The following is a 21007-nucleotide window of genomic DNA, read 5'->3' on the forward strand; positions in this document are numbered from 1 at the left end:
CATCGGCATCGCGCAACTTCCGCACGATCTGCTCAGGACTATGCCGCGTCCTACGTTTCGTCGTCATTGTGAAAGTCTCCTTGCCCATCGGGCTAAAGACCTTCATAACAACTGGATCAGTTTTTCAACAGCAGGCCACTTTCGATTTCAACTTTGCTACGATCTCTGAACCTGTCTTAATACCACTGGCATGCAGCTTTCGAATTTCTTCGGACTTGTTCACTTTTTCTTTGACTGGCATTTCTATCCTTTCTTGTACTGAATGGGATTAAAACGAATAGTGCAAATATAGGGATTAGATAGTCGGATGTCAGTCCCCCGCGTGGATGAGTGGCAACTTCAGCTAAGGGTCTCGCTCAGTTGCCATTCTGTAGGATTCCATAGCATGGTGGAACGGTGCCATAGGAGCTGCGAAATTTCAGGACTCGGGTGAAATTTCCCAATGGGGCATCGTATTTACGAATGCTCCTCAGTTCGCAACATCACCTACAGGCAAATAGACCAAAGAGATTATAAGGACGCGGGATTCGAACCCGCAGCGAATCCGGAGGTAACCGATTGTGGCTGCTGCATTTATCTCGATTGCCAGGATGCGTGCGCTGCAAATGCGCTGCATCCTGAGTTCCTCAAATGTCTCGAACTGGCATTATATGACGCTGATTTGCAACTCGTCATTGCCGGCTGGAAGTTGCTGTCGGACCCTGTTCGCAAAGCGGTCGTTACGTTGATCGGATAAGCCGCGAAGTAGTCGCGAATAGGCACGCGCGACCAACTGCATCCGCGTAAATCGTGTCTTAGCGGGTTGCACAAGGGAACTTATTGGAACTGGCAGTCCCTTTCGCTCACGTCGAAGGTTCCGGTGGTTCTGGTTCGCAATACGTTGGCGTACCAGGCAATCGGCTGAGGTCAGTGACACCAGGTTCCGCCAACCAGTTAACGAAATCACAAGGGGTGAGTCGCCCGGTGAGCACCCGCATTAAGCCTTCCATAAACACGTCGTGGCGAACAAGCGTGATTGACGGGGATGCCGCCGCCTTCTTTTGTGAGTGCTCATCAAATTCGGGCTTACCCAGCGTCACTCGGTTCATCTTTTGATCGAAGTCCGATGCCTTCTGGAGAACAGCAAATGCTTCTTCTTTTGCAATAAGAGGCGGCTTCTTTGTCACCGTCCTGCACTCAATCAACAGCGCCGTGTCACCAAGCACAAGCTGGATGTCGGGTACATTCTGTCGCTTCCCATCGTCCAGTTTGTCGACAGCCCAGTTCAACTCTTCCTTCAACAGGTCATAGATCGCTTCATCATACTCCACTCCTAGCGCCTGGTTGCATTTGGCGACTTTTTCCTCGACGCCAATTTCTCGGCCAAGTTGAAGATGCATGCCCTCGAAGTTCGCCGAAGCACCGTCGAAGCTATCGGACAAGGCAGCAACGAGCGCGTCCGCCCGTTGCTCACCTCCCAGCAATTTCACCAACTGTTCTTTCTTGGCACTTATCACGTCCATGACCGTTTTCAGCCCGTTCGCAATCAAAGTCATAACACGTTGTCGTCCGAAGCCGGGCACGCTTTTACGAGTCGCAATTCGGAGCACGTCAATCGCTTCCACGGGAGTACCCCACCGAACCCTCCTTGCGAGCATGCCGATGTGGTTAGTCAGCGTTTGGGGGTATCCGTACGTCAACTTGGCGATGACGACCGTGCGAAACGGAAAATTCACACCGGCAGCGAGGGTCGATGTGGCGAAACAGACATCAAAACTCGCGTTCACGAAGCCCGATTCGATGACAGATCTTTCGTCAGGAGTAAGGTCCGCAGTGTGAAACGTGACTCGACGTTCGGCGTGAGACCTGAGTTGCTGCGAGGATTCAGTAGGCTCTGAAAACAATTCGAGCTGGCGCGAGATTACGAGGCCATCGGTCGCCCGCTGACATTGCGCAGAATACGCAGTTGCCAGGTCCAATGCTTCCCGTCGTGTTTCTGTGAAAACAAGAACCGGACCTAAATCCTGATGAAGTAGTGTTCGAATGACTCCGTGAAGATCGGATTGTCCGAATTTATCCACCGTAGTCTCACCATCCTCCTGTCCAAACAGAACGGTGTACTGCTTTCCATTGTAGTGAATCGTCTGAATAAGTTCGACATCGCGCTTATTGCTGCGGACAGATTGACAGTTCATCCATGCGGCCAGGTCCTCCGGATTCTCGACTGTTGCCGTCAATCCCACGAATTGGCGTGGTTGACGTTGTCGAAGGAGTGCGCACAATGTCTCAACCGATGCGCCACGGCCAGCTTCACCGAGTATTTGCAACTCATCGGCGATAATAGCCGTGTTGGTCACCTTAAGACGCCCCGAGAGAATCAAGCCCAGCGCCTTCTCATATGTCGAGATAAGCAGTCGGCAGTTGACGTCGCCTTCCTCATGGTCTCCTGTGCTGATTCCCACAGTTACAGCTGGCACCCACGCTCGTGTCGAAAACCGATCGGTAAAGTCGGAGAACTTCTGCTCAGCCAGCGCCTTGTGAGAGACGAGGTATAGTGCATCGAGTCCATTGCTTAGTGCATTTGCCAAAGCGAGCTCTCCGATGAGTGTCTTACCGGATGACGTTGGCGCGCAAACGATCGCACTTGAACCAAGTGGAACTTCAGCTTCTGTTGCTCGCTCTTGCACATCAGTCAGCGACGTAATTTGCCACTCTTTTAGACAGGAAACGAGCAACGGAGTTAATTTCTGAGTTGCGAGAATAGTCATTCGTCGACTTTCCTAGTGGGAATAAACACTTGATGTCTGCTGATTGCAGGCTGGCAGTGCGTTGCAAAAAATAATTTGTTCATGGGACCGATTGCCTAAGGCGATTCGCATCGCGGTCCTCACTTTGATTCGGTAGAGCCGTCAAGCCAGCGAGCATATGCCATGACATCGAGACATGGGACCGTAGCCATGCACTGCAAGCGAGCGATTAGGCGAAGCAAGAAATACGCCAAGGGTCCGGCGTTCGAGTGAATGACGAACGTTGGGATTCCTTCGTGTTGATATTCAATTTCGAAGACGCCGTGTTGCGCTGCACACCCCAGTTGAATACTGCCTTCGGTCGACAGATTGGCAATAGCTGTCTCGAAGGGGTTGCCAAATGCTGGAGACCAGGAACTCTTCAAGCAAAGTAGACCACCGAGAATCGGTTGCGGATTCTTCGCCGGATGCGTCCCTCCTGCGTGTTGGATAGGAATGCTAGTGCGATGCAATCCTCGGACGCTAGCGATCTTGCCGGCGGCATAATTGATTTCATCGGCCGACATTTCTTGTTTTACCTCGAAGACGGCATAAACGCTTTCCGCAGGAACGTAGAGGGCAGAATCAAGCTTGAAGACGAACGGCGAATACTGCCGATCGTGAATGACGATGTCAATCTGCTCGCTACACTGATTATTGGAGTCGATTACGAATGCTTTGCTAACCTGATAACGCACGGGCAGATGGTGTTGCAGCATCTGAATCCACCGGCCCTCGCTTATATCACCTTTGGTGACGGAATGACCGATGACAGTTCGGGCAATGCCCAGTTCGTTGACGAGTAACTCGTGAAGCCCCGTTAAGAGCTTTGGCAACTGTGTTTTGGTGGAATCACTCATTGATCGCTCACGACAACGGGAAGAGATCACCAAAAAGTTCGCGGTATTTTCTAAGCGCATCACCATTCTTTCCGGCGCGCGACAATTCGATAGCCTCGCGAACCATGTAATGTGCCTGTGATAGAGTTTGTTTGGCTGCAGTTCGCGCGACCGAGTTCATCGAATCGCTTACAGGCGGGCCAAGCCCGGCCGGATCAGGCCAATCCTCATCGATGCGGTCGGCGGCTGTTGCAAAAAAAGCCATGAATTCATATGGGAAGTCGCCACCGAAGGGCGGGCGCAGAATTTCAATGGCCATGACTTCGAGCAAAAACGACGGTTTGACAGGCTTGTCCTTGGTTTGGTTCCATCGCTTTGCCATGCGCACGATCCCCTTCCACTCGCTTGAGTATGCTTCGTTGGCGGCGGTTGCTTTTTCAGCGTGAACCTTGGGGTTTGTCTCGGTCCAGCCCGAGGTTGTTGCTGTGTCGGGTATTTCATAGTGATCAGACTTTGTGAAGGCAGGAACGACGTCGAAGCTCATCACTCGCTCTTCGTCATTCGCATCCGGAAAGCGAACGCTTACGGAGCGGCGCTGCTTCTCGACGTTTCTGCTCCCCTATTCGCCGACCAATACGCTTTCGGTATCGGCGAGCACCAGAGATGGGTGCTTGTCGTTTCGATACTTTGGGCGCTCATCCTCATGGAAAACGCAGAATATATCCACGTCCTTTAGCGGCTTTGTTTTAGTCCATCGTCGATATGAACCGGTCAAAAAGTCATCGGCGATCTTGAACTCTCTGTTCATAACCTCGCGAACTTCTTGCTGGCGGCGAGAAGCGTCGTCCTGCTCTTTTTGAGTCAATTCAAGCCGACTGCGGAATTTTCGGAACGCTTCGGTTACGGTAAGCATTAGCGGCTCCAGTACGCGGTTTGTGCAGACAGCCCATTTCCGCCAACGGTTGCGCCGACCGCGTATCGCTTGAATCCTTCGGTGGAACGGAAGTCGCAAGGTCCCCACCCATATACATCCGGGCGGCCAGGTGCGGTCTTAAGTAAGATGTCGTAACGACACGATGAGGGAACAAGGCCGGCTTTGGCAATCGCATATCGAGCTGCTGCGGTATCGGCCCAAAGGCAACCGTCGCCTACGGTGGCATAAACCACGTCCATATCCCACCGGGCCGCCAATGCCCCGTCGCGGGGATTGTAAATTTCCAGGGTCGCTCGTTGGAGATCGCGGCTGGCTAGCCATGTCGAAATCGCGCGCTCGTTAGTTTCCCATTCATCGCTGAATTTGGAGGGATCTAGTCCGATCTCGCGGATGATTTCCTTCAGTAGTAACAACATCTTCGTGGTGACATAAGTCACCGTGTGCGTGTACGCGATCGAAACGGTAAACGTGCTCATGATTTGAGAAACTCCTCCGCGTTGATGGCCATCGCACGCGCTGGCGTTGTAGACTTGGAATCTTCATCCGTCACATCATCTTCAAGCGAGCGGGCGGAAATCCTGCTTGATACGGAAGTAAGTTTGGCTTGGCTCCACTGGAGGTCCTCGGGCGGGCACGGAATCGACATTTTCCAGTCGTCTTCGGTCGGTGATTTTGGAAGCGCATCCTCATTCACAGTGTCGCCCGAGATCGCGTCGTCTCCAAATACACAGTACACGCGAACGCGCGGACCGCCGCCCCATACCACTATGGCGGCATCCTCGGTGGCTTCCGAAGAAATTGAGGAACAAGCGACGCCCGATGCCTTGGCAAGCTCGGTGCGAGCATCGCTCATCGGATCGGGTGCTAAAAGTTCCATGATCATCTGCCACGTACCTGAAGCCGTGCGTTCAGGCGTTGAAGCCACGCGGCGGACCATTACAGTGCTCATCGTCTCGTCTCCGCGTTAGATCGTTCTGTTTGCGCCAGTCGTATAGCAGTCACCACCGCATCGGCGGTAAGTGCCTCCGGATTGCTGGCGATCTGTTTGGAATGGGCCAAGGCCGACAGCACTGCCTTTCGGATGCGCCGCCCGTCAAGTCCGACGCTTAGTGTCGCCGCGTCGTCGATTTGCGAATCATGTTTTAGCCGGGCGATCTTCGGATACGCCTTGGCCAAGCGGTCGATTGTATCGAACAAGATTGCACGACAAGCGTCCGGCGTGGGAAGTTCGATCGTCACAACCATGTCAGCCCTGGAAAGAAACGCAGCATCGATCGCACCGGGAAAGTTGCTCGTCGCAACAAAGAGTAATTGAGGATTATTTGCGGCAAGCTGATCGAGCTGTGCGAGCACTGCGTCGGTGGCGCGATGAACATCGACGGGGTTGGCCTCCAAGCTCATTTGACTTCGGTCGGCCGCCAGTGTTTCAACCTCATCCAGCAACACGACGCACGGTCCTGTCGCAGCTTCTTCGGCAAGGACAGTGCCGAGCAGGTGGGTCACTGCTTGCTGGCTTTTACCGAGCGCGGCGCTGGCAAGCGCATGTGGTTCCACCTCTATATACGTAAGGCTTCCGCGCAAGGATGCGGCAGTGCGCGAAGCAAGTCCGCGTGCGACCGAGGTCTTGCCTGTACCCGGCGGTCCAACGAGTAAGATGATCCCGTGAATGGGGAGGGCAAATTCCTGTAGCCTAGCCCGTGCGGTGAAATCCAGACCGCCTGGGAAAGCAAGCGATCCTTAATCCCGTCTGCTAAGATGATCGATTCCCACAGCGCGTCGAATTCGTTGTCTGGAAGGTTCCGAATGGTTTGAATGCCGCGTTGATCAGGAATTCTGCGGTTATGCTTACCGGTCCTAGGGTGCGATATTGTGCTGTCCATCAAATTCAATTCCTTTCTCAGATTGGCCTTTGCCGGCGTAGTGCTTGACGTATTTACCGAAAATGACGACAATTCCTTGCAGTAATGAGTTCGCTAGGGTGTCAAATAGATCCATAATGTGTCATTTGCGTCTTTATATCTACGACATAGTATTTGACAAATGATACATATGCGCAATAATTTTGTCAACTGATGCAGCATTAATCTGCGCTTTTAATCGGGAAATCCTTGCGGGTATTACCATGCCGGAAATAGCCTTAGACATCCAACGTGTTCGAGCCGAAATCGAGCTCCAAAAACTTAACCAATCAGAACTTGTGGCTCGATCCGGACTTTCACGGGCTCAAATCGGACGCATTCTGCTGCAGCGCCAGCCAATGGTTCGCGAAAAGACTCTGCAATCATTCGCCAAGGCACTCGGCGTCAGCGCGTCAACCTTGTCGATTGGCGGTGGGCTTGATTGGTTCCGGAAATGGGTTGCCAGCGAGTTCGGCGTTGTCGACTTCCGGGGAATCGGACTGCCAGCGTATCCGCGTCAATCAATTGGAGCGATCTTTGTCGAACCAGATGTCATTCCAGACAAGGCCACGTACAGTGACGATTGTGGATTCGTTGATGGACCAACATTAGGGGGTGCCAGCCCGCCGGTTCCGGTTTCTGAGGCAGTAGTGAGCCACGACCGGATTGTGCTGATCGGTCAACCTGGCTGTGGCAAGACAACGGTATTGAAGTGGCTCGCTTACACGCATTCGTGCAGCAGCGGAAAAGAACTTCCGTTGTACGTGCGCTTGCCACAATTTAGTCGTGCGCAGGAAATCGACAGTCGCATCGATCTGCTTAAGTTCATATTGGCCACTGTTGCCGAAAACAGATGTCCGGGCTTTGAACGCTCCCTTCACGATGAATTGGCTGACGACCGTCGTCAATGCTTAGTGCTCTTCGACGGCCTCGATGAAGTTGGAGACGAAGAGCATAGAGAACTCCTTGTCAATTCAGTGCATCAGTTCATCGAAAGATTTCCTCAGAACCATTTTGTAGTAACTTCGAGAGCGGTAGGATTCGATCCACTACCATGGACCATTCAGAATTTCAATGTGATGAGAATTCTGAACTACTCCGTCAAACGTCAAGAGGAGTTCGCGGGGAAATGGGCGAAAATCTTAGCTCACGTGCATCATCGACCGGAAGCTGGGGTGATTGGCCGAATCAACGAAGCGGTTTTTTCGAATCCGGCAATCCGCAATCTTGCCGCGAATCCGCTTATCCTAACGATTCTTGTTTTGTTAAATGAATCGCGGGGCGGGGCCTTACCTAGACGGCGAGTGGATCTTTACGCGAAAATCGTCGACGTGTTCTTAGAGACTTGGGAGGCGAGTAAGCGATCAAACGATACTTTCGATGAAACATTTGGAATCGAGCTCGATTCTCGCGAGCTTAAGTGGCTACTGTCGGACTTATCTCTGGCGATGCAAAAAACCGGTCGCACTCTCGCACCGCGTTGGTGGATCGCAGACCGCATGCGCGACTATCTCCAGGGCAAGATGGGGTTTGCGCCTGAAGAAGCTCGGGACGCGAGCGAACGTATCATTCGGTTTCTTGGGGAACGCACCGGTTTAATCCAAGAGTCAGGATTAGATGTTTTTGGTTTTTCACACCGAACATTGCAGGAGTATTTTGCATCACTCGGCGCGATCGATGATGCTGATGCGTCAAGCTCTCGCAGCATCGTAGAATGCCTTCGCAGCTATTTTTTTAATCCGCACTGGTGCGAAGTAATGCGATTAGTCGCAGCGCAACTCACTCCTCCAATTGCGGAATCATTATTGACCCGAATTGCTGACGACCCAGACCCGATCGGTCGGTTTCTGAAGCGAGGAACATTCTTAGCGCTTCGATGCTTGTCAGATGGCGCAACAGTTCCAAATCGCCGCTTTGTTAGTGACACATTTGGTTCGGTTGTCGAGTTGGGAAAATCGAAATGGCTGGGCATAACTCTTGAAGCGTTCGACATCCTTGAAAGCTTCGATGGAACGCGGATGGAGCAATTTGCGAAAGACGCAATTCAATCAATCCTTGGGACAGCTGAAAAGAACTTGGGCCCGGAGGAATATGGTTGTCTTTACGAAAGTGTGCACTTCTCGTCTATCCTCGAACAGGCAAATGCCCAACTTCCGTCTAATTTTCAGTCGGAGGCTGCGCACGAGGTGTTTGTTACTCTCGATGATCGAAAGTGCCGAATTGTATATTTCAATGCTGAATTGCGATCTCGAAATCCGGCGGGGTGGTATCGAAGTATCGGCACGCTTTTGCAGGAAGAAGGGCGAAGCGTCGAATTCAGAGAGGCATTGGTACGCGAATTAGGACGTCAGATCGTGACTGATCCACGTTCGCGCAGAATTCTCCGAAAGATTCTTGAATCAGCACCGTCTGTGACATTACGTGTGGCATGTTTGCAGGCGTTGGGCTCCGTGGCACGGAAGCGAAATGATGCAAAGTTGCTGTTGCGGATCTTAGAACACGAGCGCAACGCCGAAGTGCGCGCACGGAGTGCGAACGCGTTGAGACACATTGCGGTTTCCGATTTGGCTGTACGGGAGCGACTCGTACGTATCTTGGAAAAGGAAAGGTCCGCGGTGGTCCGCGTCGGTGCGGCACGTGGACTTTCCGACGCAGCGATTAAGGATCAATCGATTACCAACTTGTTGTTGAGATTTGCCAAGGCAAAGGAGTGCCCTGAACAGCTTCGAGTGGCATGCGCCTGGGCGCTGGAGCCCCAAATTGGAAAGAGTCAAAAAGTCACCGATGCTTTTAAATCATGGTTGGATTCCGAAGAAAGTCCAAAGCTGCAGAGAACTGCTGTTCAAGCTGTGGCCGATGCATTTGGCGAGGATTTGATGACATGGGATTATCATTTGGTCGAACGAATCGAGCACAGTTTAATGTCACTTGAGAAGCCATGTTCCCATGCATTGTTGGCCCTTGAAGCCTTGGCATCCGCAAGAGAATTGCGACGTGGGCTTCGGATGGAAAACGTTCTACGAGATGTAATAAAGCCCTTGGGAAATCGCGTCGAACTAGCATTTGTATTTGGCTCCACTGCGCGAGACCGACAATCTCAGGATAGCGATATTGACTTGATGATCATTGGCGATGCCAAGCTTAAAGACTTGTCAACGTCGCTCCGGACAGCTGAAAAGACACTTGGACGACGCATATCTCCGGTGATATACAATCGATTGAGCTTTAAGAAAAAATATCAAAGCGGCGATCCCTTCCTGCTGGACGCCTGCCGACGCGAGAAAATTCCATTGCTTGGCAATTGCGATGACGTAACATACGAGGAACTCGACGATGAGCTTAGAACAATGGTCGCAGAACGGCTGGCTTCGCCGTGACGAAACAACATTGGCCGAAATCCAACAACTATTTCAAGTCGTGGACCGTGATTTCGCCGACGCACAACTAGCTGGCCTCAGCGTCGATGGCCAATTTCAACACGCCTACGATGCGGCATTGCAGCTCTGCATAATCCCATTGCGGGTTTGCGGATATCGCGTGACGAAAGGGCAGGGGCATCATAAGTACAGCATCGACTCACTTCAATTTACGCTTGGCAGCAATTGGTCTAAATTGGCGGATCATATTGAACGGTGTTCAAGATTGCGCGGTCAAGCCGTTTATGAGTGCATTGGTGCCGTGCAGAAGGAGGATGCGGAGGATCTAATTGAATTGGTCCGACAACTTCGAAAGGATGTAGTTGACTGGATTAGGAAGCAGCATACCAAACTGCTTCCGCCTGGTATCTAAATGTCCGCTCCTTCCATTAAGCGGAAGCAGATATAGCTGTGCCGGAGGCTATAGAGCGTGCGGCGATTTCCGTCACGATCGAATTTCAGGTCCAATTCTCCAAGGACCGAATTGAAATACTTTTGATGCATCTTCGGAAAGACCCTGTCCGCTCGCTGCGGATTGTTCCTCTTTCTAAGGCGGCGGAAGGGGACCACCGCACCGGCCGTACTTTTGCAATGCCCGACACCACGTTTGCCTCGCACCTCGATTTCCAAGATGACTTCTCCGGTTGCTTGATCTTTGGCAATCGTGACATCGCGATATTGAATCCGTGCGACCTCGTCCGGCCGTAGCCCGGTGTTGGCCATGAACAAGACCAAGTCGTGCAACTGTTCCGCTTCCCAACGCCACCGCTTGTTCTCAGGCGTCTGCGCCTTCTGGCGTGTCGTCTGATAAAGCAGTCGGTATTCCTGGGGCGAGAACCAGGCACGATGAGCAATTTTCGTGGATGCACGGAATGGCTCAGATAGATCGGGAACAAAGTCGATCCACTGATGACGCTGTGCCGTTTTAAGAACCTGGCGGAGAGCAGTGATTTCACGAAGAAGCGTATTGCGGGCAGGTCGTCGGCCATTGAATCCATTTTGCACCCGGTGAATGCGATATTCTTGGGCTAATCCGGGCGTGATTTCGGCGAGACGCTTGTCGCCGAAGAACGGCAACAAATGTACGCGGATGATGCTTTTGAGCCGCAGCACCCAGCGAGGATTGCGCTGGCCTTCGGTAATGATCTCGTACTCACGAAGAAATTGCGTGGCGGCGTCGGCGAATGTCTTGCCGCCCACAAGCTCGCCGGACTTTTGCTTGACTTTCAGCCCCAGATACCAGTCGTCCGCAATCTCTTTGGCGTGCTCCAAGCTGTCGGTCTTCGTGGTCTTGCGATGATTGCGGCCGGCCAAGAAGGTCGAGCACTGCCAATGGCGGCTGTTTGGCCGTTTGTAGAGGTGGAGTTTTCCTCCATAGAGCTCGTGCGTCGTCAATCCAGGCCAAACTGTGCAAAAGTGTGTAAGGACTGTGTAACGGTATTACAGGTCGATTTCGGAGTCAATTTGTTTTTTATCTGTTTGATTTTATTCGTTTATTTTGATTTTGTGTTTTAAGGCATTGAGGTTTTTGGTACCGCCGTTAACAGATACAAGTCATTGAAAATAAGTAGCTATTTTGTCTCGAATTGACATATGTGTAATAACATGTGAAAGGAAATCGCGTGGCGAAGCGGAAAATCGCATTCACAAAGTCCATGGAAAAACGAACACGAATTAGGACCTGTCGCCGGCTGCAACTGATCCGACCAATTTGTTGACAAACGGCTCCGCCTACTCTCCTATTCTGCCCTACATCCGAACGCCAATATCGGCATGTTGAAAGTTGTTGGGGCGTAGCCAAGTGGTAAGGCAATGGTTTTTGGTACCATCATTCCCAGGTTCGAATCCTGGCGCCCCAGCCAGATTTGCCAATGAGCATATAGCAACCAATGCAGTGATTTTCAACGTGATGAGAGACAGCTATATTACGTCTTGGAGTTGAAGCTTGCGCAAAAACAATCGCTTATTGGATTCAGGTGATGCTATGAAGACGGATGAAGCAAGGTCGTTGATTGCCATAATGCGTGAAGCATCGACAAGTGACCTGATATTGGTTTCTGTGGTAATTCTGCCTATTCTGCTCGGAGCGTGGGCTGTCGTCTTAGAAACAATATTTCCGGAATATCCAACAGTGAAGTCTGGAGGAATAATCGTAGCTGCGCTGGTATATTTGGCCGGTGTAATTGTCATGAAACTTGGCGAAAAGCATGACGACGGTTTGCTAAAGGCACGCGGGTATCTTAGGAGTCGGCTGCTACAGCGAAAGAACCGAACGGCTAGTTTTGAGTCTGTCGTAACCAATTCGCATGGATTGTTGACCGACGAACTGATTGAGAGAATGATCAAGGAGTTCCCGGAGGTGTTCGTATCCTGTACGGTGAAACCGAGCAGGAAGGGGGTAAAAATGTTCGAAGAGCAAGAGGCTGGTTCGTAGATAGTGCAATATTGGAATGTAAAGCGATCAAATCGATTTTCACGGTGAAAGAACGTCCTTAGCTGTGCTAAGGGAAGACGTCTGACAAAAAAATGATTAGCAGGCAGATAACTGGCTCCCGATGCTATGATTCGCTGGTCGGGTTCGCTGATGGGGCCACGTATTTTCTTGCCGGATTATCAAATGGCAATTTCTCGTGAGACGTTGGTGTACGCAGCGGCAGGCTTCCTTGGGTCCTTCTCAGGGGGGGGGTTGGCCCGCGCGCGGTGCGGAGCTGCCCATTTTTCGCGCAGACAGTTAGTTCGTTAGGTGAGTCGGTGCGGCTGAACTCTTTCAAAAAATACCGATAATTCTTGAGCAAATTCTCAATCCCAAAATCGGTCTTTCCGGAGAAACCACAACACGGCGAAACTGTGCCATTGGTAAAAATACCTCTGGAACTTCTCCACTCCAATTGTGTGATAGCACGCTACGAGGTCGTCAGTCTAATGTGCCAGCACGGAAATTCGAAAAATACCATCTGGTAAGCTTGGTATTTCTCTTGACCGCCGCCGGACAGGTTTAAAGATTCATTGTCGACCTTCCAGGAAAGAGAAACCTTTGCGGCTGGAGATGGCTTTTGGCCGTTCAACCTGACTGGAAGGCTGATCGCAGCCTGACTCGCCCTAGTCCGGTCGTGAAATCGCTCTGGCTCCATTATGGGCGGCGCGGTGATCGCGTCTTTCCATCCCCCTTGTGTGGCCAGAGCTTCTTGTGATCTGCCGATTTCCGCAAATCTTAGCAAGCCGACGATCCGTGCTAGCCGGCCCCGCTGGCGCTGGAACCCTGCTTCCCTGTGCGGATCGTCTTCCAGTCCCCAACGAAGCGTGCTCCATCGCAATGCAGGAGTAATTTGGCCTGTCAAGCCAATTGGCGACCATTTCTCGGAGAACCTGCGATGAAAAACGACCCTTTGAATCATTCCCCTGCGCTCTCCTCACCTCCCGTTCCCCCACAGATGATCTCCGCTGAGGAATTCTCTACAATGTTGGGAATTTCCAAGCGCACGCTCTGGCGACTTTTGAGCAGCAAACAGATTCCTGAGCCCATCCGCATCGGCGGCAATGTTCGCTGGCTGCTTCAGAACGTCGAACAGTGGATCGAGCGCGGCTGTCCAGGCGGGTAATTGTGATGACCGCTTATTAACCTTCCCTACTTTCCTTTCAAGCAGAACCCCATCATGGCATCAATTTTCAAACGCAACGGTGATAGGCATGAACCGTACACGATCCAATACTTTGACCATCAGGGGAAGCGCCGCACGAAAAAGGCCTTTACTGACAAGGGGCTGACGGAGCAACTAGCTGGCAAGCTGGAATCGGACGCCCGTTTGCGGACCTCGGGTTTAATCGACCCCGAGCAAGATAGTCTGGCCGTGCACCGACAAACACCGATTGAAGAACACTTAAATGCTTTCCAGGAAAGTTTGACCGACAATACCACCAAGTACGTCAAACTGACGATGAGTCGTGTTCGTCGAGTCGTGGAAGGTTGTGGCTTCACCAAGCTGGCCGATCTTAATGCGGAAACGGTGCAAATCTATCTCAGGTCCTTGCGTAAAGCCGAGGATGGTATTGGGCACCGCACCTACAATCATTATTTGCAAGCATTAGATGCGTTCTGCCACTGGTGCGTTGCCACGAATCGGCTGCTAAGAAATCCGCTGATTGGGGTGGAACGGCTAAATACGGCCGTAGACGTGCGGCATCCTCGGCGGGCGCTGACGGCAGAGCAAGTTGCCAAGTTGGTCGAGTCTGCCCGGTCCAGCAGGATTCGGATTCAAGGCTATACCGGCGAAGAGCGGGCCCGTATCTATCTACTGTCCTATATGACAGGGCTGCGGAAAAAGGAAATCGCGAGTCTAATGCCGCGAAGTTTTGCGCTCCATGCGTCGCCGCCGACCGTGACCGTGGAAGCGGCTTGCTCCAAGCATCGCCGCAAGGATGTGTTGCCGTTGCATCCGGACCTGGTCGTGATGTTGCCGGGTTGGATCGAAGGGCTCACAGCGGGCCAAAAATTATTCCCTCGGCTTGAACGGCGCAAGACGTGTATCATGGTCAAGAAGGACCTGGTACGGGTAGGCATCCCGTATGAAACGGCTGACGGGATCGCCGATTTCCATGCGGCGGGTCGACACACGCATATTACGGAGCTGCTTCGCAATGGCGTGTCGCTGCCAGAAGCTAAAGAGTTGGCGCGCCATTCCGACATCAACATGACCATGCGATACGCCCATATCGGCATTAGGGACCAAGCCAAGGCAATAGTGAACCTGCCAGTGCCTCGAGCAGGGGAATCTGCGAATAAGAATGCTATTCCGTTTCAAGCCGCCGCGCTGCACGGGCGCTGCATTTTGTGCAGCGCTAAGAGTCATTCCATGACATTGGATGGTAATGGCGAGATGGTTGAGAAACGACAAAACCCTTGTCGCTGCAAGGGCTTTGTCGCTGATCGTCGTCAGTTGTCGCCAACTGGCAAAATGGAGGCGGCGGGAATCGAACCCGCGTCCCGCGATATTTCAATGACGGCTTCTACGTGCGTAGACGGATGATTTCCGCATTTCGCGCGGGTCGCCCCAACCGCCGGGGTCTTTCCCACGCTAGCCCGGAACTGGTTTAGTCGCGGGGATACCAGGCGGTGACCTGCGACGATTCGGAATTGGCAACCGACTTTTGGGCCTCTCCGACGAAGACCCGCAGTCGGGGACGCCTATTTAATTAGGCGGCCAAAGCGAAGTTGCTATTGGCAACTAAATTATGGTCGGCTTTTAACGTGGCCTGCTGACCAACCACGGCACGCCACCGGCACGTCAACCTATCCGGTCGAACCCAGTTCGCCCCCTGATGGAAGTTGGCCGAAGGACAGATTATTATACGTCTTGCCTGGCCGGTTTTCCAAGGCACTTGTGATTATTAGGGGCAGCAACATGTCACATGAGGAATATTCGGGAGTGTGGAGCGATGGCCCGTATTTGATTGCGCACAGTCGGATGGCGCAATTTCCACCTAAGTGCATTATCTGTGGCGATGAAAAGCCCTGTCGGCAGTTGTCGTGCAAAGTTCGCAAGCGTCCTCGTATTTGGTGGCTGCTCATTTGGTGGTGGGGTGTGTTCTCTGCTTCCGTTGTAATTAAACCCTATTTCTGCGACAAGCATCGACAAGCAGAATTGCTCTTGCGCTGGCTGGGACGGGTAATGGTTTCAGTTGCAAGTGCGCTGATAGTTGTTCCCATCATTTTGGCTGTTAACCAGAGAAACTTCCGGGCACTGCCGCTGGTTTCGATTGGAACTCTGCTTTTATGCGCATGGGTTTACTATCGAATATTTCGTCGGAAGCTTTTATACGCAGCGCAGATTGTCCGAAGCGACGCCTGGATTGAGGATGTACATCCGTCGGTACTGAAATGCGTGCCGGTTTTACAAGAAGATTCTACCGAATAGTAAGATGGTTGGACTACCTCATTATTCATCACATGATTCTCTAAACAGGAGATAACAGAGAGACGAAGTCGATATTTCGAATTCTCTGTTCTCTCTGCTTCCTCCTGTTCAATCGCCCTGCTTAACTCCAACTTACCGAAAAAAATCAATGCCCATCCTGCATAAGATTTGTTTGTTTTTCATCACACTGGCGTTTTTGTCGGATGTTTTATTCGCGGAACAGAAATTTTCGCCGCCGGAAACGCCGCGGCGGGAATACAATTTTGACCTGAATTGGAAATTCTTCAAGGAAGATCAGTCCAAGGCCGATGGGGCCGAGGCGGTCGATTTCGACGATTCCGCCTGGGCCACGGTCAGCACGCCGCACACTTTTAACGACACCGACAGTTTTCGCACGCTCATTACACACAGCGGCGGCGACCGGGGCACGTGGAAAGGCACCGCCTGGTATCGGAAGCACTTCAAACTGCCGGCCGAAGATGCCGGCAAGCGCGTGTTTTTGGAGTTCGAGGGAATGCGCCAGGCCGGCGAGATTTTTTTGAATGGCAAGTCGGTCGGGCTTTCGGAAAACGGAATCACCGCCTACGGGGTCGATATTTCCGACGCGGTCAAATTCGGCGGGCAAGACAATCTGTTGGCCGTGCATGTCGATAGCCGATTGGATTATGCCGAACGGGACAGCGGCACGCGGTTTGAATGGAATACGAACGATTTCAACCCGGTTTATGGCGGACTGAACCGGCATGTGCGGCTGCACGTGACCGGGCCGATTTATCAAACGCTGCCGGTGTACGACGGATTGAAGACCACGGGGGTGTATGTTTACCCGGCGGACATTTCGATTGCGGACTATATGGCCGACATTACGGTGGAGGCGCAGGTTCATAATGCCTCGGCCGATCGGGCGTCGGTTGATTTATCGGCGGTGATTGTCGATCACGACGGAAACGTGTGCGCCAAATTTTCCGCCGACACGCTGGACATGGTCAGCGGCGAGAAGTCGGTGATTACGGCCAGCGGCGCGCTCAAAGACGCCAAGTTCTGGAGTATCGACGATCCGTATTTGTACAGTGTTTACACGCTGCTCACGGTCGATGGCAAAGTGGTCGATGTGTGCAAAACGACCACGGGCTTTCGAAAAACCGAATTCAAAGGCGGGGCCGGCACCGGCGGCGTGTTCATCAACGATCAGTTTGTGTACCTGAAGGGATTTGCGCAGCGCACCAGCGACGAATGGGCCGGGCTGGGGCAAGCGTATCCTGACTGGATGCACGATTTTACGGCGCAGCTCATTCGCGATTGCCACGGCAACTACATTCGCTGGATGCACGTCTCGCCGCAAAAGGTCGATGTGGAAGCGCTCGATAAGTTTGGCGTGGTGGAGGTTTGCCCAGCGGGCGATAAAGAAAAGAGCGCGACCGGCCGGCAATGGGAACAGCGGCTGGAAGTGATGGCCGATTCAATGATTTATTATCGCAACAGCCCCAGCATTTTATTTTGGGAGGCGGGCAACAACGGCATCACCGCCGAACACATGCAACAGATGGTCGATCTGAAAAACCAGTGGGACCCGCACGGCGGGCGAGTGATGGGTTGCCGCACGCTGGAAGAAGCCGCCACCACGCCCATTGCGGAATATTTTGGCGTGATGATTGGGCAAGACCCGAAGACCGACGCGTTAAAATCGCCGACGCAAATGTTTCGGGCTTACAGCGCGGAGCGGCGCGACCGGGCGCCGCTGGTTGAAACGGAAGATTTTCGCGACGAAGGGGCGCGGCGGTTTTGGGACGATTACTCACCGCCCTATTTCGGGTTCAAGAAGGGGCCCAGCGACACGTATCACTGGAATTCGGAGACGTTTTCGCTGGCGGCGGCCAATCGGTATTGGGATTATTGGAACAATCGGATTTCGAATCCCAATCCCGCGCATGCGAAGTGGGCGGGTTACGCTTCGATTTATTTCACCGATTCCAACGCCGACGGGCGGCAGCAATCGAGCGAAGTGGCCAGGGCCAGCGGCAAAGTGGACGCTGTGCGGCTGCCCAAGGAAATTTATTACACGTACCGCGTGATGCAGAGTTCACAGCCCGACATTCACATTTTGGGCCATTGGACGTACCCGGCCGATACGCACAAAACGGTTTACGTGATTGCCAACACGCAAGCGGTGGAGCTGTTGGTCAACGGGAAATCGCTGGGGAAGAAGACGGATGCAACCGACGGCTTTGTGTTCGCTTTTCCCGACGTGAGTTGGGAAGCAGGAACGATTCTGGCCGTGGGTTATAACGATGCTCGGGAAGTGTGCCGGCATGAACTCACCACTGCCGGTCCGGCCAAGCAAATCAAGTTGACGCCGATGGTGGGGCCGGCCGGCTGGCAGGCCGATGGCGAAGATGTGGCACTGGTCGACGTGGAAGTGGTCGACGACCAAGGACGGCGCTGTCCCACGGACGATGCGCGCATCGATTTTGCCGTGACCGGCCCGGCCATTTGGCGCGGGGGTTACAACAGCGGCAAGTTGAAATCAACAAACAATTTGTATTTGAACGACGAGTGCGGCATTAACCGCGTTTCGCTGCGCAGCACGTTGACGGCGGGGAAGGTAACTCTCACCGCCACCCGCGACGGCCTGCAAGCCGGCACGCTGGAATTGGAATCGAAACCGGTAAAATTGCAGGACGGGCTGAGCGAAATGGTCGAGCGGCGCCTGACGCCCGCCGATAAATAGTTGATACTCTGCTCCAGAGAGCATAAAGCAGTCGATCTCGCTCAACGTGTGCTGTTTACTATTGGGGCAACTTTTGTTCGCCCCCTGCGGTTTGTTGAACAGATTGGCGAACTAGCGACGCAAGCAGCCAGACAACAAGCGCGAAGTAGAGAATGTTCCGGATGCCGAGGATGAGGCAGGGGAGCAATTGCAAGTGGGCGGCGTCGCCGGGGCCGGGCGGGAGCAAGGCAATGAGTTCCGGGTGATCGGGATCAGCAGCGTAGTGATAGGGGAAGATCCAGGTGGTCAGGGCGACGATAGTCAGCAGCCAGAGCGCGAGCCCCCAGGATGCGGCACGCTGCTTGGGTATTACTTCGACCGTTAATAAGAGCGCCATAGGCATGGCCCAGACGAAATACTGTGGCGACAAGACCTTCGACAAAATGACGCAGCCCACTAATGCCAAGCAGGCTGCGCGGTAACCGGCCACACGGCTGCACTGGGTGGGTTGGAAGAAAACCCACAGACACAGTCCGAACAAAAAAACGGCCAGCGCAACGCTTGACAAGACGTACATGAATCCTGAAAGGCTGCCGGTTAAGTTGAAAGCGCCGTGCGTCAATTCGACAAACACGTGGCCGCCAAGCAGCGCGGCGAGCATCATGAAGGTGGAATAAAGCGATTCGATCTGAATGCCGCGCTCGCCGTGATACTTGAGCAAATTGAAAACGCCCCCGCCGGAGATGGCAAATTGGATGAGAAACGGCAATCCGACAGTTGCGGTCAGGGCGAGCAATCCCAGGGGTATTCGGACCGACCGCCTGGGTGTGCGCCAATCAGCCACGATCAAAATGGGAATGCAGACAATGGGAATCAATTTATAGCTGATACCCAGCCCGAGCATGGCGTAGGCGGCGGTAGACCACGTGACGCTTCGCTGGTCTTCGTCGAGCGAGCGCACGGCACAACAGGCCCAGGCCGTTAGCAGGAGCAACAAACCCATGTCGATCCGGTCGTAAATCAAGTGGCCCAACAGCGACGTGGCGAGGACATAAGTGAGCGCGGCCCAATTGACCAGTTCGGGCCGCCGGCGCCGCACGGTCATGGTGAATAGAGCCAGCGAGCCGACATCGTAAAGAAACATCTGACCGCGAAAGATGGGAACATATTCCTTGTGAACCGGCGCGATGTTCTCTGGCGTGGGCTCTGGAATGTGTCCCGGCGCAAGTAAGCGCGGCGTGTAGATGGCCCACCAGCCAAGCGGCGGATATTCAATTTGCATTTCACTGTACGGCGCGATTTGGCCGTCGTAGGCCCGCATGGAGTCAGCAAAGTACGTGTTCTCAGCGTCGGAATACCAGACATCCAGACCGAAGAAAATGTAGCCACGAGACAGAAGAAACACAGCGATGATGAAAGTTCGCCATAACAACAATGGCGCGCGATGAGATGGCACTGATGAATTGCTAGCGGCGGATGGCGGATGGCGCGTCACAGATGATGTTCTGGAAAATCAATCTAGATTGTGAGTGTCGCCAGCCCATTTGGCAACTTTCCCAATCGCCCATTGCGCGCCCGCCAGACATTGCCTGACGCTACATCTTTAAGAAATGCACGGTCAGTACTGCTGCGGAGGCAAACAAGCAATAAAATCCAAAAAACTTCCAGCGGCCGGCTTCCAGCCATTGCGAAAGCCATTTCAGCGCGATTAATCCTGCGGCAAAGCTGAACACCATGCCCAGCAATCCGGGGAGTAAAAGCTCGCCGAAGCTGGCTGATCCTGTCGACGCGGCCGAATGCAGCTTCCACATTTTGTAGCCTTCGAACAAAATGATCGCAGGCGTCAGAATTACGGCCAGGGCAAAGCTGAACTCTTCGGCGCGGTAGCGCACGATTCCGTGGAGCATGCCGGAAGAAATGGTCGAGCCGGAGCGCGAAAAACCGCGAAACGGCAGCGCCAACCCTTGCGTCAACCCAATACAGGCGGCGCTGCCCAGGTCGATATTCGCATCCGTGCCCGGTTTCTTTTCGTCTTTACGGCCGGCAATGATAATCAGCACGCCTACCACAAGCAGCGAGCAACCAATCAGAGGCAAATTTTGAAATAGATGCTCAACGTCCTGATGCGTGAGCTTTTCGATGACCCAAATCAAGGGGAGCCCAACCGCCGCTGTGCAGGCAGTCGCCAAAATGAGCCCGGGAATGTCTTTGGCCATTTGCTTCCAGCGCGACCAAAAATAAATGAGCACCGCGAACATGGTTCCCGTGTGCAACATCACCAGGAAAAAGGCCCGGTCAAAATCGCTGGCCCATTCGTAGCCGAGTAGTTTTGCAGCCACAATCACGTGTGCCGAACTGGAAACCGGCAGCAGCTCCGCCGCTCCTTGTACGACTGCCAACAGCAGAATTTGCCACAACTGCACAAGATTGAACATAGGCGACGTTTCCGAAACGGGGTTGCCAACCGATGCAGAAGAATAGCGTGAAACCGCAGCGCATTCCAGACCGGGCCGGCGCCGGCGAAAAAGAACTGTTT

At 53.1% G+C, this 21007-nt stretch carries 16 protein-coding genes, 1 tRNA gene, 1 other RNA gene and 1 pseudogene; 7 read left to right on the forward strand and 12 right to left on the reverse strand.

Annotated elements, in window-relative coordinates:
- Positions 1 to 842: 842 nt before the first annotated feature.
- The 6 genes and pseudogenes from VMJ32_04110 to VMJ32_04135 all read right to left on the reverse strand — a co-directional run bounded on the left by VMJ32_04110 (position 843) and on the right by VMJ32_04135 (position 6251).
- Positions 843 to 2747: a DEAD/DEAH box helicase gene (locus VMJ32_04110; GenBank protein HTQ38186.1), complete on the reverse strand. Its 1905-nt coding sequence runs from the start codon at positions 2745 to 2747 to the stop codon at positions 843 to 845.
- A 119-nt stretch (positions 2748 to 2866) separates the two neighbouring features.
- Positions 2867 to 3625, reverse strand: a complete 759-nt coding sequence (locus VMJ32_04115; GenBank protein HTQ38187.1) for a DUF6602 domain-containing protein — start codon at positions 3623 to 3625, stop codon at positions 2867 to 2869.
- A 7-nt stretch (positions 3626 to 3632) separates the two neighbouring features.
- Positions 3633 to 4517 (reverse strand): annotated as a pseudogene (locus VMJ32_04120) (CBASS oligonucleotide cyclase).
- A complete protein-coding gene (locus VMJ32_04125) occupies positions 4517 to 5014 on the reverse strand; it encodes a hypothetical protein (protein ID HTQ38188.1) in 498 nt (165 codons plus the stop codon). Before VMJ32_04125 ends, VMJ32_04120 begins: the two are co-directional and overlap by 1 nt.
- Positions 5011 to 5487 carry a hypothetical protein gene (locus VMJ32_04130; protein ID HTQ38189.1) on the reverse strand — a complete coding sequence of 159 codons (477 nt, stop codon included), beginning with the start codon at positions 5485 to 5487 and terminating at the stop codon, positions 5011 to 5013. Before VMJ32_04130 ends, VMJ32_04125 begins: the two co-directional genes overlap by 4 nt.
- Entirely contained in the window at positions 5484 to 6251 is a 768-nt protein-coding gene (locus tag VMJ32_04135; GenBank protein HTQ38190.1) for an AAA family ATPase, read from the reverse strand. The genes VMJ32_04130 and VMJ32_04135 overlap by 4 nt, the downstream gene beginning before the upstream one ends.
- A 349-nt stretch (positions 6252 to 6600) precedes the next feature.
- Here VMJ32_04135 and VMJ32_04140 point away from each other — a divergent pair, with 349 nt between their 5' ends.
- Together VMJ32_04140 and VMJ32_04145 are read left to right on the forward strand one after the other, a co-directional pair.
- Positions 6601 to 9813 (forward strand): NACHT domain-containing protein, encoded by a 3213-nt coding sequence (locus VMJ32_04140; GenBank protein ID HTQ38191.1) that lies wholly within the window; start codon positions 6601 to 6603, stop codon positions 9811 to 9813.
- The gene (locus VMJ32_04145) at positions 9770 to 10225 is read left to right on the forward strand and encodes a hypothetical protein (protein HTQ38192.1); all 456 of its coding nucleotides are present in this window, start codon (positions 9770 to 9772) and stop codon (positions 10223 to 10225) included. The genes VMJ32_04140 and VMJ32_04145 overlap by 44 nt, the downstream gene beginning before the upstream one ends.
- Here the strand turns inward: VMJ32_04145 and VMJ32_04150 are convergent.
- Complete coding sequence (locus VMJ32_04150) at positions 10222 to 11247, reverse strand: hypothetical protein (protein ID HTQ38193.1); 1026 nt, start codon at positions 11245 to 11247, stop codon at positions 10222 to 10224. The genes VMJ32_04145 and VMJ32_04150 overlap by 4 nt on opposite strands.
- 392 nt (positions 11248 to 11639) lie before the next feature.
- On the opposite strand from VMJ32_04150, the gene VMJ32_04155 reads away from it, so the two are divergent.
- The 3 genes from VMJ32_04155 (at position 11640) to VMJ32_04165 (ending at position 13451) form a co-directional block, all read left to right on the forward strand.
- Positions 11640 to 11714: transfer RNA gene (locus VMJ32_04155), tRNA-Gln, on the forward strand.
- 83 nt (positions 11715 to 11797) lie between these two features.
- Positions 11798 to 12286, forward strand: a complete 489-nt coding sequence (locus VMJ32_04160; GenBank protein HTQ38194.1) for a hypothetical protein — start codon at positions 11798 to 11800, stop codon at positions 12284 to 12286.
- A gap of 937 nt (positions 12287 to 13223) precedes the next feature.
- Positions 13224 to 13451: a helix-turn-helix domain-containing protein gene (locus VMJ32_04165; GenBank protein HTQ38195.1), complete on the forward strand. Its 228-nt coding sequence runs from the start codon at positions 13224 to 13226 to the stop codon at positions 13449 to 13451.
- Positions 13452 to 13730: 279 nt separating this feature from the next.
- Here VMJ32_04165 and VMJ32_04170 read toward each other — a convergent pair whose 3' ends face one another.
- From VMJ32_04170 to ssrA, 3 genes are all read right to left on the reverse strand, one after another.
- Positions 13731 to 13907: a hypothetical protein gene (locus tag VMJ32_04170; GenBank protein ID HTQ38196.1), complete on the reverse strand. Its 177-nt coding sequence runs from the start codon at positions 13905 to 13907 to the stop codon at positions 13731 to 13733.
- Between the two features lie 435 nt (positions 13908 to 14342).
- A complete protein-coding gene (locus tag VMJ32_04175) occupies positions 14343 to 14561 on the reverse strand; it encodes a hypothetical protein (GenBank protein HTQ38197.1) in 219 nt (72 codons plus the stop codon).
- A gap of 241 nt (positions 14562 to 14802) precedes the next feature.
- Positions 14803 to 15166, reverse strand: a transfer-messenger RNA (tmRNA) gene (ssrA, locus tag VMJ32_04180).
- Between the two features lie 85 nt (positions 15167 to 15251).
- Between ssrA and VMJ32_04185 the strand changes: the two genes are divergently transcribed.
- Positions 15252 to 15764 (forward strand): hypothetical protein, encoded by a 513-nt coding sequence (locus VMJ32_04185; protein HTQ38198.1) that lies wholly within the window; start codon positions 15252 to 15254, stop codon positions 15762 to 15764.
- A gap of 148 nt (positions 15765 to 15912) precedes the next feature.
- Positions 15913 to 18492 carry a DUF4982 domain-containing protein gene (locus VMJ32_04190; GenBank protein HTQ38199.1) on the forward strand — a complete coding sequence of 860 codons (2580 nt, stop codon included), beginning with the start codon at positions 15913 to 15915 and terminating at the stop codon, positions 18490 to 18492.
- Positions 18493 to 18550: 58 nt separating this feature from the next.
- On the opposite strand, the gene VMJ32_04195 is transcribed toward VMJ32_04190, so the two are convergent.
- On the reverse strand, positions 18551 to 19876 hold the full coding sequence (locus tag VMJ32_04195; protein HTQ38200.1) for a hypothetical protein: 1326 nt from the start codon (positions 19874 to 19876) through the stop codon (positions 18551 to 18553).
- A gap of 190 nt (positions 19877 to 20066) precedes the next feature.
- Complete coding sequence (locus tag VMJ32_04200; GenBank protein HTQ38201.1) at positions 20067 to 20906, reverse strand: undecaprenyl-diphosphate phosphatase; 840 nt, start codon at positions 20904 to 20906, stop codon at positions 20067 to 20069.
- Positions 20907 to 21007: the final 101 nt, after the last annotated feature.

It is taken from the genome of Pirellulales bacterium (assembly GCA_035499655.1).
GTDB lineage: Bacteria > Planctomycetota > Planctomycetia > Pirellulales > JADZDJ01 > DATJYL01.

Excerpts from the sequence above, each read along its gene's own strand:
- VMJ32_04110 (HTQ38186.1), bottom strand. The coding sequence starts at position 2,747 with ATGACTATTCTCGCAACTCAGAAATTAACTCCGTTGCTCGTTTCCTGT.
- VMJ32_04115 (HTQ38187.1), bottom strand. The coding sequence starts at position 3,625 with ATGAGTGATTCCACCAAAACACAGTTGCCAAAGCTCTTAACGGGGCTT.
- VMJ32_04125 (HTQ38188.1), bottom strand. The coding sequence starts at position 5,014 with ATGAGCACGTTTACCGTTTCGATCGCGTACACGCACACGGTGACTTAT.
- VMJ32_04130 (HTQ38189.1), bottom strand. The coding sequence starts at position 5,487 with ATGAGCACTGTAATGGTCCGCCGCGTGGCTTCAACGCCTGAACGCACG.
- VMJ32_04145 (HTQ38192.1), top strand. The coding sequence starts at position 9,770 with ATGAGCTTAGAACAATGGTCGCAGAACGGCTGGCTTCGCCGTGACGAA.
- VMJ32_04165 (HTQ38195.1), top strand. The coding sequence starts at position 13,224 with ATGAAAAACGACCCTTTGAATCATTCCCCTGCGCTCTCCTCACCTCCC.
- VMJ32_04175 (HTQ38197.1), bottom strand. The coding sequence starts at position 14,561 with ATGGGCGTATCGCATGGTCATGTTGATGTCGGAATGGCGCGCCAACTC.
- VMJ32_04185 (HTQ38198.1), top strand. The coding sequence starts at position 15,252 with ATGTCACATGAGGAATATTCGGGAGTGTGGAGCGATGGCCCGTATTTG.
- VMJ32_04190 (HTQ38199.1), top strand. The coding sequence starts at position 15,913 with ATGCCCATCCTGCATAAGATTTGTTTGTTTTTCATCACACTGGCGTTT.
- VMJ32_04200 (HTQ38201.1), bottom strand. The coding sequence starts at position 20,906 with ATGTTCAATCTTGTGCAGTTGTGGCAAATTCTGCTGTTGGCAGTCGTA.